The 14,887-nt window shown below is 59.7% G+C and carries 15 protein-coding genes; 13 read left to right on the top strand and 2 right to left on the bottom strand.

The window, feature by feature from the left end:
- Positions 1-6 precede the first annotated feature (6 nt).
- Positions 7-3,060 (bottom strand): ribonuclease E, encoded by a 3,054-nt coding sequence (gene rne, locus FFS12_RS11425; protein ID WP_137886931.1) that lies wholly within the window; start codon positions 3,058-3,060, stop codon positions 7-9.
- A gap of 563 nt (positions 3,061-3,623) precedes the next feature.
- Between rne and rluC the strand changes: the two genes are divergently transcribed.
- Genes rluC through FFS12_RS11405 form a run of 3 tightly spaced genes read left to right on the top strand, consistent with a single transcriptional unit; the run spans position 3,624 to position 6,235 of the window.
- Complete coding sequence (rluC, locus tag FFS12_RS11415) at positions 3,624-4,577, top strand: 23S rRNA pseudouridine(955/2504/2580) synthase RluC (RefSeq protein WP_137886930.1); 954 nt, start codon at positions 3,624-3,626, stop codon at positions 4,575-4,577.
- The gene (locus tag FFS12_RS11410; RefSeq protein ID WP_137886929.1) at positions 4,570-5,265 is read left to right on the top strand and encodes an HAD-IA family hydrolase; all 696 of its coding nucleotides are present in this window, start codon (positions 4,570-4,572) and stop codon (positions 5,263-5,265) included. The genes rluC and FFS12_RS11410 overlap by 8 nt, the downstream gene beginning before the upstream one ends.
- Positions 5,255-6,235: a S49 family peptidase gene (locus FFS12_RS11405; RefSeq protein WP_137886928.1), complete on the top strand. Its 981-nt coding sequence runs from the start codon at positions 5,255-5,257 to the stop codon at positions 6,233-6,235. Before FFS12_RS11410 ends, FFS12_RS11405 begins: the two co-directional genes overlap by 11 nt.
- Positions 6,236-6,310: 75 nt before the next feature.
- Here FFS12_RS11405 and FFS12_RS11400 read toward each other — a convergent pair whose 3' ends face one another.
- Positions 6,311-6,889: a nucleoside triphosphate pyrophosphatase gene (locus FFS12_RS11400; protein WP_137886927.1), complete on the bottom strand. Its 579-nt coding sequence runs from the start codon at positions 6,887-6,889 to the stop codon at positions 6,311-6,313.
- A gap of 106 nt (positions 6,890-6,995) precedes the next feature.
- On the opposite strand from FFS12_RS11400, the gene FFS12_RS11395 reads away from it, so the two are divergent.
- The 10 genes from FFS12_RS11395 to tmk all read left to right on the top strand — a co-directional run bounded on the left by FFS12_RS11395 (position 6,996) and on the right by tmk (position 14,839).
- Positions 6,996-7,523, top strand: a complete 528-nt coding sequence (locus FFS12_RS11395; RefSeq protein WP_137817848.1) for a YceD family protein — start codon at positions 6,996-6,998, stop codon at positions 7,521-7,523.
- 12 nt (positions 7,524-7,535) lie between these two features.
- Positions 7,536-7,718 (top strand): 50S ribosomal protein L32, encoded by a 183-nt coding sequence (gene rpmF / locus FFS12_RS11390; protein WP_119954222.1) that lies wholly within the window; start codon positions 7,536-7,538, stop codon positions 7,716-7,718.
- Between the two features lie 3 nt (positions 7,719-7,721).
- A complete protein-coding gene (plsX, locus tag FFS12_RS11385) occupies positions 7,722-8,732 on the top strand; it encodes a phosphate acyltransferase PlsX (RefSeq protein WP_137886926.1) in 1,011 nt (336 codons plus the stop codon).
- Between the two features lie 103 nt (positions 8,733-8,835).
- On the top strand, positions 8,836-9,774 hold the full coding sequence (gene fabD, locus FFS12_RS11380; RefSeq protein WP_137886925.1) for an ACP S-malonyltransferase: 939 nt from the start codon (positions 8,836-8,838) through the stop codon (positions 9,772-9,774).
- Between the two features lie 16 nt (positions 9,775-9,790).
- On the top strand, positions 9,791-10,534 hold the full coding sequence (gene fabG, locus FFS12_RS11375) for a 3-oxoacyl-ACP reductase FabG (protein ID WP_137886924.1): 744 nt from the start codon (positions 9,791-9,793) through the stop codon (positions 10,532-10,534).
- Between the two features lie 194 nt (positions 10,535-10,728).
- Positions 10,729-10,962 carry an acyl carrier protein gene (acpP, locus tag FFS12_RS11370; RefSeq protein ID WP_058066290.1) on the top strand — a complete coding sequence of 78 codons (234 nt, stop codon included), beginning with the start codon at positions 10,729-10,731 and terminating at the stop codon, positions 10,960-10,962.
- A 111-nt stretch (positions 10,963-11,073) separates the two neighbouring features.
- Complete coding sequence (fabF, locus tag FFS12_RS11365) at positions 11,074-12,318, top strand: beta-ketoacyl-ACP synthase II (protein WP_137886923.1); 1,245 nt, start codon at positions 11,074-11,076, stop codon at positions 12,316-12,318.
- Entirely contained in the window at positions 12,318-13,133 is an 816-nt protein-coding gene (pabC, locus tag FFS12_RS11360; RefSeq protein ID WP_137886922.1) for an aminodeoxychorismate lyase, read from the top strand. Before fabF ends, pabC begins: the two co-directional genes overlap by 1 nt.
- 3 nt (positions 13,134-13,136) lie before the next feature.
- The gene (gene mltG, locus FFS12_RS11355) at positions 13,137-14,186 is read left to right on the top strand and encodes an endolytic transglycosylase MltG (RefSeq protein ID WP_137886921.1); all 1,050 of its coding nucleotides are present in this window, start codon (positions 13,137-13,139) and stop codon (positions 14,184-14,186) included.
- Positions 14,187-14,206: 20 nt separating this feature from the next.
- Positions 14,207-14,839, top strand: a complete 633-nt coding sequence (gene tmk / locus FFS12_RS11350) for a dTMP kinase (RefSeq protein WP_137886920.1) — start codon at positions 14,207-14,209, stop codon at positions 14,837-14,839.
- Positions 14,840-14,887 lie beyond the last annotated feature (48 nt).

The following is a 14,887-nucleotide window of genomic DNA, read 5'->3' as shown; positions in this document are numbered from 1 at the left end:
GAAACGTTACACGAGCGGTTTGGACTCGTCTTCTGTTGCTTTCGGCGCTTCTACGTGTGGCTCTGTTTCGCTGCTCGCTTCGACGTCCTGCTCGGCAGCGACTTCAGCTGGCTGCTGAGGGGCGCTTTCGGCTACTTCTTCGGCAGGCTGAGCAGATTCGGCTTGAGGCTCGACCTCAGCAGCTGCTTGGGCGACATCCGCGGCGGGTTCGGCAGCAACCACTGCTTGCGCTGCAGCTGCTTGCTCGGCTTCAGCTTCCTTGGCCAGGCGTTCAGCTTCGCGCTGGCGACGACGCACTTCGCGCGGGTCGTTCGGTGCGCGGCCGCTGGTGCTGACTGGTGCGGCTGGAGCCTCAACAGTCACTTCAACGACTTCCGCTACTTCCGTTACTTCAGCCACTGGAGCCACGGTCGGCTCAGGCGCAGCTTCTTCGGCTACAGCGGGTGCGGCTTCGACTGCGGTCGGTGCGGCAACCTCAACAGCCGGCTCGGCAGGGCTATCCGCGACAGCGGCAGCTTCTACGGGCTTGGCTTCGGCGACCGCTGCCTCGAAGGTTTCAGCAGGTACGGCGGCTTCGACTTCTACAGTAGGTTCAGCCGTGGCAACAACGGGTTCGCTAACGGCTTCACTGGCTTCAACCGCCTCGCTTACCAGACTGCTGGCGACCGCAGTGGCGGCCGCTACGGCAGCGTTGCCTTCTTCGGTGCTCTCTTCGCCACCTTCGATGAGGTTGCCGTTGGCATCGCGTTGACGCTCACGACGGTTGCTGCGACGACGCTGGCCACGCGAACGGCGACGTGGACGATCGCCTTCGGCGCCGTCTTGATCTTCGTCCTGCAGTTGCTCTTCGTTCGGCAGCAGTTCTTCTTCGCTCACGGCTTGCTCAGCAGTTACGCGTGGTTGGCGTTCTTCACGCGGTGCACGGGGCTGACGCTCTTCACGCGGCTTACGCTCGGCGCGCTCCTCGCTTGGGCTTTCCTGGCCTTGCGCGTCTAGCGGCTCACGCAGTTCGCGCGGTTGGCGCTCTTCACGGGGTTTGCGCTCTTCACGCGGCTCGCGGGGTTTGCGTTCTTCGCGGGGGGCGCGAGGCTGACGCTCTTCACGTGGCTGTTGGCTGTCTTCGCGTGGCTCACGAGGCTCGCGAACTTCGCGGACTTCGCGAGGTTCACGTGGTTGACGTTCTTCACGCGGTTCGCGAGTGGCACGCTCTTCACGTGGCGCGCGTTCTTCGCGCGGTTTGCGCTCTTCGTCGCGACGACCACCACGGTTGCGGGTCTGTTGGCGACCGCTACGGCGCTCGTCGCTACGCGGCTGGCGTTCGGCGGCGGGCTTCTTCTCGATAACGACCGGCTTTTCTTCTTCCTTGCCAGCGAACAGGCTGACCAGCGACTTCACCAGGCCCTTGAACAGGCTCGGCTCGGCTACTGGCTGCGGCTCGATTGCTGGGGCGGCCGGGGTCGGAGCGGGGCGCTGCGGGGCAGTCTTGAGCGCGGCTTCCTGGCGAACCAGGGTGCGGGTGGCGCTGGCCGGCTGAACTTCTTCGACTTCGGCAGCCGCCATCTCGTAGCTGGACTGCGAGGTCTGGGCTTCCGGGCTGTCGTCACGGATGCGCTGCACTTCGAAGTGCGGCGTTTCCAGGTGATCGTTCGGCAGGATGACGATACGGGCACGAGTACGCAGCTCGATTTTGGTGATCGAATTGCGTTTCTCGTTGAGCAGGAAAGCGGCGACCGGGATCGGCACCTGGGCGCGCACTTCGGCAGTGCGATCCTTCAGGGCTTCTTCTTCGATCAGGCGCAGGATCGCCAGCGACAGCGATTCGACGTCGCGGATGATGCCCTGGCCGTTGCAACGCGGGCAGACGATGCCGCTGCCTTCGGCCAGCGATGGGCGCAGGCGTTGGCGGGACATTTCCAGCAGGCCGAAGCGCGAGATGCGCCCGACTTGGACGCGGGCACGGTCGGCTTCCAGGCTTTCGCGGACTTTCTCTTCCACGGCGCGCTGGTTCTTGGCCGGCGTCATGTCGATGAAGTCGATCACGATCAGGCCGCCGATATCGCGCAGACGCAGCTGGCGGGCGATTTCTTCAGCCGCTTCCAGGTTGGTCTGCAGTGCGGTTTCTTCGATGTCGCTGCCTTTGGTCGCACGCGCCGAGTTGATGTCGATGGACACCAGGGCCTCGGTCGGGTCGATCACGATGGAGCCGCCGGACGGCAGCTTCACTTCGCGCTGGAAGGCGGTTTCGATCTGGCTTTCGATCTGGAAGCGGTTGAACAGCGGCACGCTGTCTTCATACAGCTTGATCTTGCTGGCGTACTGCGGCATCACCTGACGGATGAAGCTCAGCGCTTCTTCCTGGGCCTCGACGCTGTCGACCAAGACCTCACCGATGTCCTGGCGCAGGTAGTCGCGGATGGCGCGAATGATGACATTGCTTTCCTGGTAAATCAGGAACGGAGCAGAGCGATCGAGGGACGCTTCCTTGATGGCGGTCCACAGTTGCAGCAGGTAGTCGAGGTCCCACTGCATTTCTTCGCTGCTACGGCCAAGGCCGGCAGTGCGCACGATCAGGCCCATGTCGCTGGGGGCGACCAGGCCGTTCAAGGCTTCGCGCAATTCATTGCGCTCTTCGCCTTCGATGCGGCGGGAGATGCCACCGGCGCGTGGGTTGTTCGGCATCAGCACCAGATAGCGACCGGCCAGGCTGATGAAGGTGGTCAGGGCTGCGCCCTTGTTGCCACGCTCTTCTTTTTCGACCTGAACGATAACTTCCTGACCTTCGCTCAACACATCTTTGATGTTGACGCGGCCTTCAGGCGCTTTCTTGAAATATTCGCGGGAGATTTCTTTGAGGGGCAAAAAGCCGTGGCGCTCGGAGCCGAAATCAACGAAGGCGGCTTCCAGGCTGGGTTCGATACGAGTGATGCGGCCTTTATAGATGTTGGCCTTTTTCTGCTCGCGTGCACCCGATTCAATGTCCAGGTCGTACAGGCGTTGGCCGTCTACCAGGGCAACACGCAACTCTTCGGGTTGAGTTGCGTTAATCAGCATTCTTTTCATGTAGTACCGTCGGTTTCCGGGCTGCCGGAAACGGCGTTCGGCACACACGACTCTCAGGGTCGGTGTCAGGTGCGCGTCAGAAACGGTTGTAAGTCGTTCCCATGTCTAGCGACGTCGGCCAATAGGGCCGGGGTCGCGACGGACGTCTCCTGCTTGCTGTGGTGACAGAAGCACTCAGTCAGGAGGAGGAATCAACCATCGGTAGCGGACGAGATAAAGCGTCTTCAATAAAGCTACGCAGTCCGACGGTTGTGCATCTCCACCCTACACGTATCGCTGAAAATCGGGTGCCGCTCGCAGAATCTGCAGCGGGTTGGCATTTACCGCTATCTCCCTCAAGGGTAGATAACGCGTCATGGCTCAAGGCTTTATTTCCGAGTTATTCGCGGCCTTTTGCGGCGAAAGTCCCGTCGGACGGCCTTACGTCCTGAATGTAGTTGCAATCGGTTGGGGATGGCAGTTTTAGCGATCATCCGCAAACCGGGCCGCTTTTGGCGGCGCTCGGGACTATAGCAGCAATGATTAAGTGCTTCAATTCAATAAAAAATTGTTATGATTGATAGATGACAGAATCTGCCTCTCCGACCTCCGGCGTCCAGCTGCTCGAGGTTGAACCGGAACTTGCCGGCCAACGAATCGATAACTTCCTCCGCACTCGTCTCAAAGGTGTGCCCAAGACTTTGATTTACCGGATTTTGCGTAAAGGCGAAGTCCGTGTGAATAAAGGACGGATCAAGCCTGAGTACAAACTACAGGCGGGGGATATTGTGCGTGTTCCACCTTTGCGCCTTGCTGAGCGCGATGAGCCTGTGCCTTTGGCGCAAGGGTTGCTTGCGCGTCTTGAGGCGGCGATTGTCTATGAAGATAAGGCGCTGATCGTCCTTAATAAGCCGGCCGGGATTGCCGTGCATGGTGGTAGTGGCCTGAATTACGGGGTGATTGAGGCCTTTCGCCAGTTGCGTCCGGATGCCAAGGATCTGGAGTTGGTGCATCGCCTGGATCGCGATACCTCGGGTCTTTTGATGATCGCCAAGAAGCGCAGCATGCTGCGCCATCTCCATGAGGCCTTGCGCAAGGATGGAGTGGACAAGCGGTACATGGCTTTGGTGCGTGGCCATTGGGCGACGGCCAAGAAGCAGGTGCGGGCGCCGTTGCAGAAGAGCAATCTGCGCTCCGGCGAGCGCATGGTTGAGGTGAGTGAAGATGGCAAGGAGGCCATGACGCTGTTTCGCGTGCTGCGTCGCTTTGGCGATTTTGCCACGCTGATCGAGGCCAAGCCGGTTACCGGGCGCACCCATCAGATCCGTGTGCATGCCAAGCATGCCGGCCACTGCATCGCGGGTGACTCCAAGTATGGCGATGATGACTTCTCTCGCGAGATTCGCGAACTGGGCGGTAAGCGCCTGTTTCTGCATGCCTATGCTTTGACCGTGCCCTTGCCTGAGGGCGGCGAGTTGAAGCTGGAGGCTCCGGTGGATGATATGTGGCTCAAGACTCTGGAGCGGTTGAGTGCCTGATTATCAGCTACTGATCTTTGATTGGGATGGCACGCTGGTCGATTCGATTGGGCGCATTGTCGATGCCATGCGCTTGGCGGCTGTTGAATCTGAGCTGCCGCCGCTGGGTGATGCTGCAATTAAGGGCATTATCGGCCTTGGCCTGCCCGAGGCTATTCGTGCTCTCTATCCGGAGCTCGTTGAGTCGGTGCGTGTCGAGCGTTTCTGTCGGCTTTACAGTGAGCATTACCTAGCGCTGGAGGCTGAGCCGTCAGCGTTGTTTGCCGGGGTGGCTGAGTCGCTGGAAGGGTTTCGTGCTGCGGGCTATCGCCTGGCGGTGGCGACTGGCAAGGGGCGGCATGGGTTGGAGCGGGTGCTGGCGGGGCAGGGTTGGCTGGATTATTTCGATGTCACCCGCTGTGCCGACGAAACGGCCAGCAAGCCTGATCCGCTGATGCTGCAGGAAATTCTTGCGGATTGTCAGGTCGCGCCTGAGCGGGCGCTGATGATCGGTGATTCGTCATTCGATCTGGAGATGGCGCGGCGGGCGGGCGTGGATTCGGTTGCGGTCGGCTATGGTGCGCAGCCGCTGGACACTCTGCGAACGTACGGGCCGCGGTTGGCAATTGAGCATTTTACTGAATTGCGCGCCTGGCTTGAGCTGCGTGCAGGTGAGCCATTACTTGGGGTGAGTGATTATGTCGGATGAATGGAATGCGTCGACCGCCAGTAATGGTGACGATAAGAGCTGGAAGCTGTTGGAGAAGACCCTGCTTGCCGGTGTGCAAGAGCAGCGCCGTGCGCGACGCTGGGGGATTTTCTTCAAGGCGCTGACCTTTATCTATCTGTTTGGCGCGCTCGCGCTGTTTTCTCCGGCGCTGAATTGGCAGAAAAGTGCTGCGCGTAGCGCTAATCATACGGCGCTGATCGAAGTGCGTGGGATGATTGCGGATCAGGAGTCTGCCAGTGCTGACAATGTCGTCGGTAGCCTGCGTGCGGCCTTCGAGGATTCGAAGACCAAGGGTGTGATTCTGCGAATCAACAGCCCAGGCGGCAGTCCTGTCCAGTCGGGTTATATCTACAATGAAATTCGTCGGCTGCGTGCAGAACATCCGAATATCAAGCTGTATGCGGTGATCACCGATCTTGGTGCGTCTGGTGCTTACTACATTGCCAGTGCGGCAGATGCGATCTATGCGGATAAGGCCAGTTTGGTTGGCTCTATCGGTGTGACGGCGGCCAGCTTCGGTTTTGTTGGTGTGATGGAGAAGCTGGGGGTGGATCGCCGGGTCTACACCTCGGGCGAGCACAAGGCTTTCCTGGATCCGTTCCAGCCGCAAAAGGATGAGGAAACGCGTTTCTGGCAGGGCGTTCTGGATACCACCCATCGTCAGTTTATTGCCAGCGTTAAGCAGGGGCGCGGTGAGCGCTTGAAGGATGCAGAGCATCCGGAGCTGTTCTCGGGCTTGATTTGGTCGGGTGAGCAGGCGCTGACGCTGGGCCTGATCGATGCGTTGGGCAATACCAGTTCGGTGGCGCGGGATGTGATTGGCGAGAAAGAGTTGGTCGATTACACCGTGCAAGAAACGCCGTTCGATCGCTTTGCGAAGAAGCTTGGCGCTAGTGTTGCCGAGCAATTGGCAATCTGGACGGGGTTTCAGGGGCCGGCTTTGCGCTAGGTCCGATTTGGCTCAAATAGAAGCCCGGCATTTGCCGGGCTTCTATTTATCGGGTTTCTTTCATTTATATAGGTGTCAGGGGAGATCGACGCCCTCGAGCAGCAGCATGTCTACCAGGCGGATCAGGGGTAGGCCGACCAGGCTGGTGGCGTCAGTGCCTTCGGTGGCGCGGAACAAGCTGACGCCTAGGCCTTCAGCCTTGAAGCTGCCGGCACAGTCGAAGGGCTGCTCGGTCTCCAGGTAGCGTTTGATGCGCGCTTCATCCAGGTTGCGGAAATGAACGGTGAAAGGTATGCAGTCGACCTGGCAGGTGCCGGTGGCGGTGTTTAGTAGGGCCAGTCCGGTCAGGAAGGTTACGCTGCTGCCGCTGGCGGTCTGGAGTTGAGCTTGGGCGCGGGCAAGGTCGTGCGGTTTGCCGAGAATCTGCCCGTTGAGTACGGCGACCTGGTCGGAGCCGATGATTAGATGCTGTCGGTGGCTCTCGGCGAGGGCGCGGGCTTTCTCTTCGGCCAGACGGCGCACCAAGCTTGGTGCATCCTCGTGTGGATGGCGGCTTTCGTCTATGGCGGGCGCGCTCCAGGTAAAGGGTAGTCGTAGGCGGGCGAGGAGTTCGCGGCGATAAGGGGAGCTGGAGGCGAGCACCAGAGGCAGCATGGCGTTTTCCTTGAGTGTGAGGTGCGATTCTAGCGAGCGTGCCAGTTGACGGACAGGCCGAATTTCCTTTGACAGCTGCAGGGTGCATCCCTAAAATGCTGCGCCTATGTTGAATGGCCCGATTCCTCCTCACGTTGATCCGCGCAAGCTAGCTGATCGTGGCGCCACCCTTGAAGGTGAGCTGCCGCTGGCTGAATTGCAGCGACTCTGCGATCCGCTTGCCGATAATGTCGGTGTTGTCCGTGCGAAGTTTTTTTTCGAGCGCGACGAGCGCAAGGCTGTGGTAATCCACAGTTCGATCGACGTTGAGGTCAAGATGGTTTGCCAGCGTTGTCTGGAACTGGTCGCTCTGCCGATCCACAGCGAATGCAGTTACGCCGTGGTGAAAGAAGGTGCGAATACCCAGTCTGTGCCGCAAGGCTATGACGTGCTGGAATTGGGTGAGGATCCATTGGATCTGCTGGCGTTGGTTGAGGAGGAGCTGTTGCTCGCCTTGCCCATTGTTCCGGCTCATGATCCTGAAGATTGCCAGCAGCCGGCGGGCCTTGAAGAGCCAGAGCCGAGCGAGGACGAGGTATCGCGGTCCAACCCGTTCAGTGTATTGGCACAGTTAAAGCGTGACCCAAACGTTTAGGAGTTATTAATTATGGCTGTTCAGCAGAATAAAAAATCCCGCTCCGCTCGCGATATGCGCCGTTCGCACGACGCTCTCGAGGCTAGCACTCTGTCCGTTGAGAAGAGCACTGGTGAAGTTCACCTGCGTCACCACGTGTCTCCGGACGGTTTCTATCGTGGTCGCAAAGTGATCGACAAGGGCGCTGACGAGTAATCCTTGTCCGCTCCGATCATCGCGATTGATGCAATGGGTGGGGACTTCGGTCCCCACAGCATTGTTCTGGCCTGCATTGCCTGTTTGGCCGAGTTCCCCTCGCTGCATCTGGTCCTCGTTGGCCAAACCTCCTTACTGAACGAATTGATTGCACGCCACCCGGGTGTCGATCGCGCTCGCCTGCATGTTGAACATGCCAGCGAGGTGATCGGTATGGACGATCGTCCTGCCCAGGCCTTGCGTGGCAAGCCTGACTCTTCCATGCGTGTGGCCCTGGAGCTGCTGCGTGATGGGCGTGCCCAAGCCTGTGTCAGTGCCGGTAATACCGGTGCGCTGATGGCGCTTTCGCGCTATGTGCTGAAAACCCTGCCCGGCATTGACCGGCCGGCGATGGTCACGGCCATTCCGACTGAGCGCGGGCATTGTCATCTGCTTGATCTGGGCGCCAATGTCGATTGCAGTGCTGAGCATCTCTATCAGTTCGCGGTGATGGGGGCGGTAGCGGCCGAGGCGCTTGGTGTCGTTCGTCCGCGCATTGCGCTGTTGAATGTTGGCACCGAAGACATCAAGGGCAATCAGCAGGTCAAGCTGGCGGCCAGTTTGCTGCAACGGGTCGAAGAGCTGAATTACATCGGTTACATCGAGGGCGACGGCCTCTATCGCGGTGAAGCTGATGTGGTGGTGTGCGACGGGTTTGTCGGTAACATTCTGTTGAAGTCCAGCGAAGGCCTGGCGGCCATGATCTCTGCGCGGATGGAGGCCTTGTTCAAGCAAGGCTTGGGTTCGCGACTGGTGGGCTCACTTGCTTTGCCGCTATTACGTCGTTTGCAGGCTGATCTGGCGCCGGCGCGGCATAACGGTGCGAGCTTTCTCGGTTTGCAGGGTATCGTGGTGAAGAGCCATGGCGCTGCCGGCTCTGAGGGGTTTCAGAGCGCCATTCGCCGCGCCTTGGTTGAAATTCACGAAGATCTGCCGCAGCGTCTGCATGGCCGTCTCGAGCATCTGTTGTTGTAGGATGTGACCGCACTTGCCAGCCTGTCATCCAACTGTCAGTTTGTTGCGCTTGGCTAGGTTGAGCGTAATCCTCCCGACGCTAAGACCATTAGGGACCGTTTAAATGTCTGCATCCCTCGCATTCGTCTTTCCAGGCCAAGGTTCGCAATCCTTGGGCATGCTCGCTGAGCATGGCGCACAGCAGAAGCTGGTTCTGGATACCTTTACCGAAGCTTCCGAAGCTCTCGGTTACGATCTTTGGGCCTTGACTCAGCAAGGCCCGGAAGAACATCTCAATCAGACCGACAAAACCCAGCCGGCTATTCTGACCGCGTCCATCGCGTTGTGGCGTCTGTGGTTGGCTGAGGCTGGTGCGCGCCCGGCATTCGTTGCCGGTCATAGCCTCGGCGAATATTCGGCGCTGGTGGCTGCGGGCAGCCTGGGCTTCGCTGATGCGGTGAAGCTGGTGGAGCGTCGTGGTCAGTTGATGCAGCAAGCTGTGCCGGCCGGGCAGGGTGGTATGGCCGCGATTCTCGGTTTGGAAGACACTGATGTACTGGCCGCCTGTGCTGAAGCCGCACAGGGTGAGGTGGTCAGTGCGGTGAATTTCAATGCCCCCGGCCAGGTAGTGATTGCCGGCGCAGCGGCGGCAGTCGAGCGCGCTATCGAGGCGTGTAAGGTGCGTGGCGCCAAGCGTGCCATGGCGCTGCCGGTCAGCGTGCCGTCGCATTGCGATTTGATGCGCCCGGCGGCTGAGCGGTTTGCTGAGGCGGTCTCAGCGATCGCCTGGCAAGCCCCGCAGATTCCGCTGGTGCAGAACGTCAGTGCGGCCGTCGTGGCTGATCTCGATGCCCTCAAGCGTGATCTGCTGGCGCAGCTCTATAACCCGGTGCGTTGGGTTGAGTCGATGGTTCGTCTTTCTGCGCTTGGCGTGACCGGCCTGGTCGAGTGTGGCCCCGGTAAAGTGCTCTCGGGCTTGAACAAGCGTTGCGTTAAAGGCGTCAATACCTACAACCTCGATACCCCGGATGCCTTCGCCGCCACGCGCGCGGCGCTGGCCTGAATTAGGAGAAACTTTCATGAGCCTGCAAGGTAAGGTTGCATTGGTCACCGGCGCTAGCCGCGGTATTGGCCAGGCTATCGCTCTGGAACTGGGGCGCCAAGGCGCCGTAGTGATCGGCACTGCTACCTCGGCCGCCGGTGCTGAGCGTATCGCGGAAACCCTGAAAGAACATGGCATCGAAGGTGCCGGTTTGGTGCTCGACGTCAGCAATGATGAGTCGGTAGCCAGTACTCTCGAGCATATCCAGCAGCATCTTGGTCAGCCCTTGATCCTGGTTAACAATGCGGGCATCACCCGTGACAATCTGATGTTGCGGATGAAAGACGACGAATGGCATGACGTGATCAACACCAACCTCAACAGTCTGTACCGCGTGTCCAAAGGGGTGCTGCGTGGCATGACCAAGGCGCGCTGGGGGCGGATTATCAATATCGGTTCAGTAGTTGGCGCCATGGGCAATGCTGGGCAGGTAAACTACGCGGCGGCTAAAGCCGGTCTTGAGGGCTTTAGTCGTGCTCTGGCTCGTGAAGTCGGCTCGCGAGCTATTACCGTGAACGCGGTAGCGCCGGGCTTTATCGATACGGATATGACTCGCGAACTGCCGGAAGCACAGCGCGAAGCGCTGCAGGCGCAGATTCCGCTGGGTCGTTTGGGGCAGGCAGAAGAGATTGCTAAAGTGGTTTCTTTCCTGGCTTCCGATGGCGCAGCCTATGTCACCGGGGCTACTATTCCGGTGAATGGCGGAATGTATATGAGCTGAATGTGACGGGAGCCTTCAGAAAACTGTCATACGTGCTGTCTAAAATCCGTTATAAAGCTGCAACTGGTTTATAGACAGATCGTTGGGTGATCGAGAAGGTCCTCGGTATTCAGCTTGAAATGCGGAAAACCCTTTCTATACACTTACCCACAGACCAGCTGCCTGGATTTGTTCATTAGGAGTGAAAACAAGGTATGAGCACCATCGAAGAACGCGTCAAGAAAATCGTTGCTGAGCAACTTGGCGTCAAAGAAGAGGAAGTAACCAACAGCGCTTCCTTCGTCGAAGACCTGGGTGCCGACTCTCTTGACACCGTTGAGCTGGTGATGGCTCTGGAAGAGGAATTCGAGACCGAAATCCCGGACGAGCAAGCCGAAAAAATCACCACAGTTCAGGAAGCTATCGATTACGTTACTGCGCACGCGTAATAACCTGTAATCGTCGATTCCCGACTTGGAAAAGCCGCACTGCCCAAAAGGCGTGCGGTTTTTCTTTAAGCGCATGCAACGCGCTGCGAAACCGAATAAGAGGAGATTGCTGTGTCGCGTAGACGCGTCGTGGTCACCGGTATGGGCATGTTGTCGCCCCTGGGTACCGATGTTCCGAGCAGCTGGCAGGGTATTCTGGCCGGTCGTAGTGGTATCGGCCTGATCGAGCATATGGATCTTTCCGCCTACACCACTCGCTTTGGTGGCTCGGTAAAGAACTTCAATGTCGAGGAATACTTGTCGGCCAAAGAGGCACGCAAGATCGACCTGTTTATTCAATATGGCTTGGCTGCCTGCTTCCAGGCTGTGCGTGATTCGGGCTTGGAGGTCACTGACGCCAACCGTGAACGCATTGGCGTGGCCATGGGTTCGGGTATCGGCGGTCTGACCAATATCGAGAACAACTGCAAGTCTTTGCATGAGCAAGGGCCGCGGCGAATTTCGCCGTTCTTTGTCCCCGGCTCGATCATCAATATGATTTCCGGTTTCCTGTCGATCCATCTGGGGCTACAGGGGCCGAACTATGCGATTGCCACCGCCTGTACCACGGGTACGCATTGCATTGGCATGGCGGCGCGCAATATCGCCTATGGCGAAGCGGATGTGATGGTTGCCGGTGGTGCCGAGATGGCCGCCTGCGGCCTGGGTATCGGCGGTTTCGCGGCGGCCCGTGCGCTCTCGACCCGCAATGACGATCCGGCCCGTGCCAGTCGTCCGTGGGACAAGGGCCGGGATGGTTTCGTACTGTCCGATGGCGCGGGTGCCTTGGTGCTGGAAGAGTTGGAGCATGCCAAGGCGCGTGGCGCGACTATCTATGCCGAGCTGATCGGTTTCGGCATGAGCGGCGATGCTTACCACATGACTTCGCCGCCGGAAGATGGTGCCGGTGCTGCGCGCTGCATTCGCAATGCTCTGCGCGATGCCAGCCTGGATCCTGAGCAGGTGCAGTACATCAATGCCCACGGCACTTCGACGCCGGCTGGCGACAAGGCTGAGGTGGCGGCGATCAAGTCGGTATTTGCCGAGCATGCTTATAACCTGGCTGTCAGTTCGACCAAGTCGATGACCGGCCATTTGCTGGGTGCTGCCGGCGCGGTAGAGGCGATCTTCAGTGTGTTGGCGATTCGCGACCAAGTTGCGCCGCCAACCATCAACCTGGACGAGCCGGACGAGGGGTGTGATCTCGATTTCGTACCACACCAGGCCAGGAGCATGCCCATCGATGTGGTGTTGTCCAATTCCTTTGGGTTTGGCGGTACCAACGGCTCATTGGTGTTCCGCCGGTTCGTCGACTGATGTCGAGCTGGATTGATGGTCAGCCGGCCGAGGCCTTGTCCGTCAAGGACCGAGGCCTGGCCTACGGCGATGGGTTGTTCGAAACCATTGGCGTCAAGCACGGGCGGCCACAGTTGCTTGAGCGGCATTTGGCGCGCTTGGCTGAAGGCTGTGCGCGTCTGGCCATGCCGTGTGATGAGGGGCTGATCCGCACGGAGCTTTTGGCTTTTTCTGCTGCGCTGGGTGAGGGTGTAGCCAAGTTGATCCTCACCCGTGGCAATGGCGTACGTGGCTACGCGCCGCCGCAAGCGGCTCACTCTCGCCGCATTCTGCAAGGCGGTTCTGCTCCGGCTTATCCGGCGGCCAATGCCGAGCAGGGCGTGCACCTGTTCCCCTGTGCGACGCGTTTAGCCGAGCAGCCGCTGCTCGCCGGACTCAAGCATCTCAATCGCTTGGAGCAGGTGTTGGCTCGGGCTGAGTGGCAGGATCTCGAGCATGCTGAAGGCTTGATGTTGGATGTCTCTGGGCGCGTGATTGAAGGCGTATACAGCAATCTGTTTCTGGTGAGGGATGGCGTATTGCTTACGCCTGACCTGTCCCGTTCGGGTGTCGCTGGGGTGATGCGGGCTGAGTTGTTGTCCCAAGCCGAGCGCCTGGCGCTTCCAGTGGCGGTACGCGATATCAGTTCCGTCGAGTTGCTCGAGGCTGACGAAGTCTTCCTGTGCAACAGCCTTTATGGGGTTTGGCCGGTGCGTGCGCTGCAAGGGCACGACTGGCCGGTCGGCCCGCTCACCCGTAAACTGCAGAGCATCGCCCGCGATCTACTGGACTGCTGATTCGTGATACGCAAATTATTGCTGCTATTGGAAGGCGGACTGCTGCTGGCCGGTCTGCTGCTGGCGTTCGCCGCCTGGCAGCAGCACGATGCACTTGAGCAGCCACTGAACCTGCCTGAAGAGTACGTGCTGGATGTCTCTGCTGGCGCCACCCCAGGCGGCGTGCTCAATCGCCTGGAAGGCGAGGGGGTGCTGCGCGATGCCTTCTGGTTGCGTCTGTACTGGCGTTTCAACTTGGCTGGGCAGTCGCTGCACAGTGGCGAGTATCAACTGACGCCGGGATTGCGTGCGCGCGATCTGCTCGGCCTGTGGCAGCGTGGTGAGGTGCTGCAGTACAGCCTGACCTTGGTCGAGGGTTGGAACTTCCGCCAAGTCCGTGCGGCTCTGGCGCGTCAGCCCAAGCTCGAACAGCTCCTGGCGGGGCTCAGCGATGCGGAGTTGATGGCCCGTCTCGGCGAGCCCGGTGTTTATCCCGAAGGGCGCTTTTTTCCGGATACTTACCGTTTTGTCCGTGGTATGAGCGATCTGGAGTTGCTCAAGCAGGCCTACGCTCGTCTGGATGAGGTGCTGGCCGAGGAGTGGCAAACGCGTGCGGGAAATCTGCCGTACCGCGAGCCCTATCAAGCTTTGATCATGGCCTCGATGATCGAGAAGGAAACCGGTGTGCCGCAGGAGCGTGGGCAGATTGCCGGGGTATTCGTCCGTCGTCTGCAGGTCGGCATGTTGCTGCAGACTGACCCAACGGTGATCTACGGCCTGGGTGAGCGCTATACCGGCAAGCTGACACGTGCCCATCTGCGCGAGCCGACGCCCTATAACACCTACATGATTACTGGTATGCCGCCGACGCCGATCGCCTTGGTCGGGCGTGAAGCGATCCAAGCGGCACTCCATCCGGCGGACGGTAAGAGTCTGTATTTTGTCGCCCGTGGCGATGGCAGCCATGTATTCTCCGATGACCTCGATGCGCACAATCGTGCGGTGCATGAGTATCAACTCAAGCGCCGTGCCGATTACCGTTCCAGTCCGAGCCCGGACGCGGGCACGCCATGAATCATGAATAAGGACAGCCTGTGACCGGCCTGTTTATTACCCTGGAAGGCCCGGAAGGCGCCGGTAAAAGCACTAACCGCGAGTACCTGGCCGAGCGTCTGCGGGCGCAGGGTATTGATGTGTTGCTGAGCCGTGAGCCCGGTGGCACGCCGCTTGCCGAGCGGATTCGCGAACTCTTGCTGGCGTCCAGCGCTGAGCCGATGGCTGCGGATACTGAGCTGCTCTTGGTGTTCGCCGCTCGCGCTCAGCATCTGGCCGAGGTGATCCGCCCGGCGCTGGCGCGTGGGGCGGTGGTGTTGTGTGATCGGTTTACCGATGCGACCTATGCCTATCAGGGTGGTGGCCGGGGCTTGTCGGAGGCGCGCATCGCAGTTCTGGAAAGTTTCGTACAGGGCGAGCTGCGCCCCGATTTGACGCTGATTTTCGATCTGCCAGTCGAGGTGGGTTTGGCCCGTGCCGCGGCCCGTGGGCGGCTGGATCGTTTCGAGCAGGAAGGTCGTGACTTCTTTGAGTCTGTCCGCCAGGCCTATCTGCGTCGCGCCACGGCCGAACCCGCACGTTATCGTGTAGTGGATGCCGCGCAGTCGCTGGTCGAGGTGCAGCAGTCGCTGGATGCCTTGTTGCCAGAGTTGCTGGAGTTGGCCCGTGGTTAGGGCGTGTCATCAGTTATTTCCCACGCCGCGCCGGAGCCTGCTGTTGCG

It is taken from the genome of Pseudomonas sp. 2FE (assembly GCF_005503735.1).
In the GTDB taxonomy this organism is placed as follows: Bacteria; Pseudomonadota; Gammaproteobacteria; order Pseudomonadales; family Pseudomonadaceae; genus Aquipseudomonas.
Note: the sequence above shows the minus strand (reverse complement) of the source record. Positions and strands in the feature narration are given on the sequence as shown.

Coding starts and splice junctions, on each gene's coding strand:
- rpmF (WP_119954222.1), top strand. CDS start 7,536: ATGGCTGTTCAGCAGAATAAAAAATCCCGCTCCGCTCGCGATATGCGC.
- FFS12_RS11395 (WP_137817848.1), top strand. CDS start 6,996: ATGTTGAATGGCCCGATTCCTCCTCACGTTGATCCGCGCAAGCTAGCT.
- FFS12_RS11400 (WP_137886927.1), bottom strand. CDS start 6,889: ATGCTGCCTCTGGTGCTCGCCTCCAGCTCCCCTTATCGCCGCGAACTC.
- FFS12_RS11405 (WP_137886928.1), top strand. CDS start 5,255: ATGTCGGATGAATGGAATGCGTCGACCGCCAGTAATGGTGACGATAAG.
- rluC (WP_137886930.1), top strand. CDS start 3,624: ATGACAGAATCTGCCTCTCCGACCTCCGGCGTCCAGCTGCTCGAGGTT.
- fabG (WP_137886924.1), top strand. CDS start 9,791: ATGAGCCTGCAAGGTAAGGTTGCATTGGTCACCGGCGCTAGCCGCGGT.
- rne (WP_137886931.1), bottom strand. CDS start 3,060: ATGAAAAGAATGCTGATTAACGCAACTCAACCCGAAGAGTTGCGTGTT.
- acpP (WP_058066290.1), top strand. CDS start 10,729: ATGAGCACCATCGAAGAACGCGTCAAGAAAATCGTTGCTGAGCAACTT.
- pabC (WP_137886922.1), top strand. CDS start 12,318: ATGTCGAGCTGGATTGATGGTCAGCCGGCCGAGGCCTTGTCCGTCAAG.
- fabD (WP_137886925.1), top strand. CDS start 8,836: ATGTCTGCATCCCTCGCATTCGTCTTTCCAGGCCAAGGTTCGCAATCC.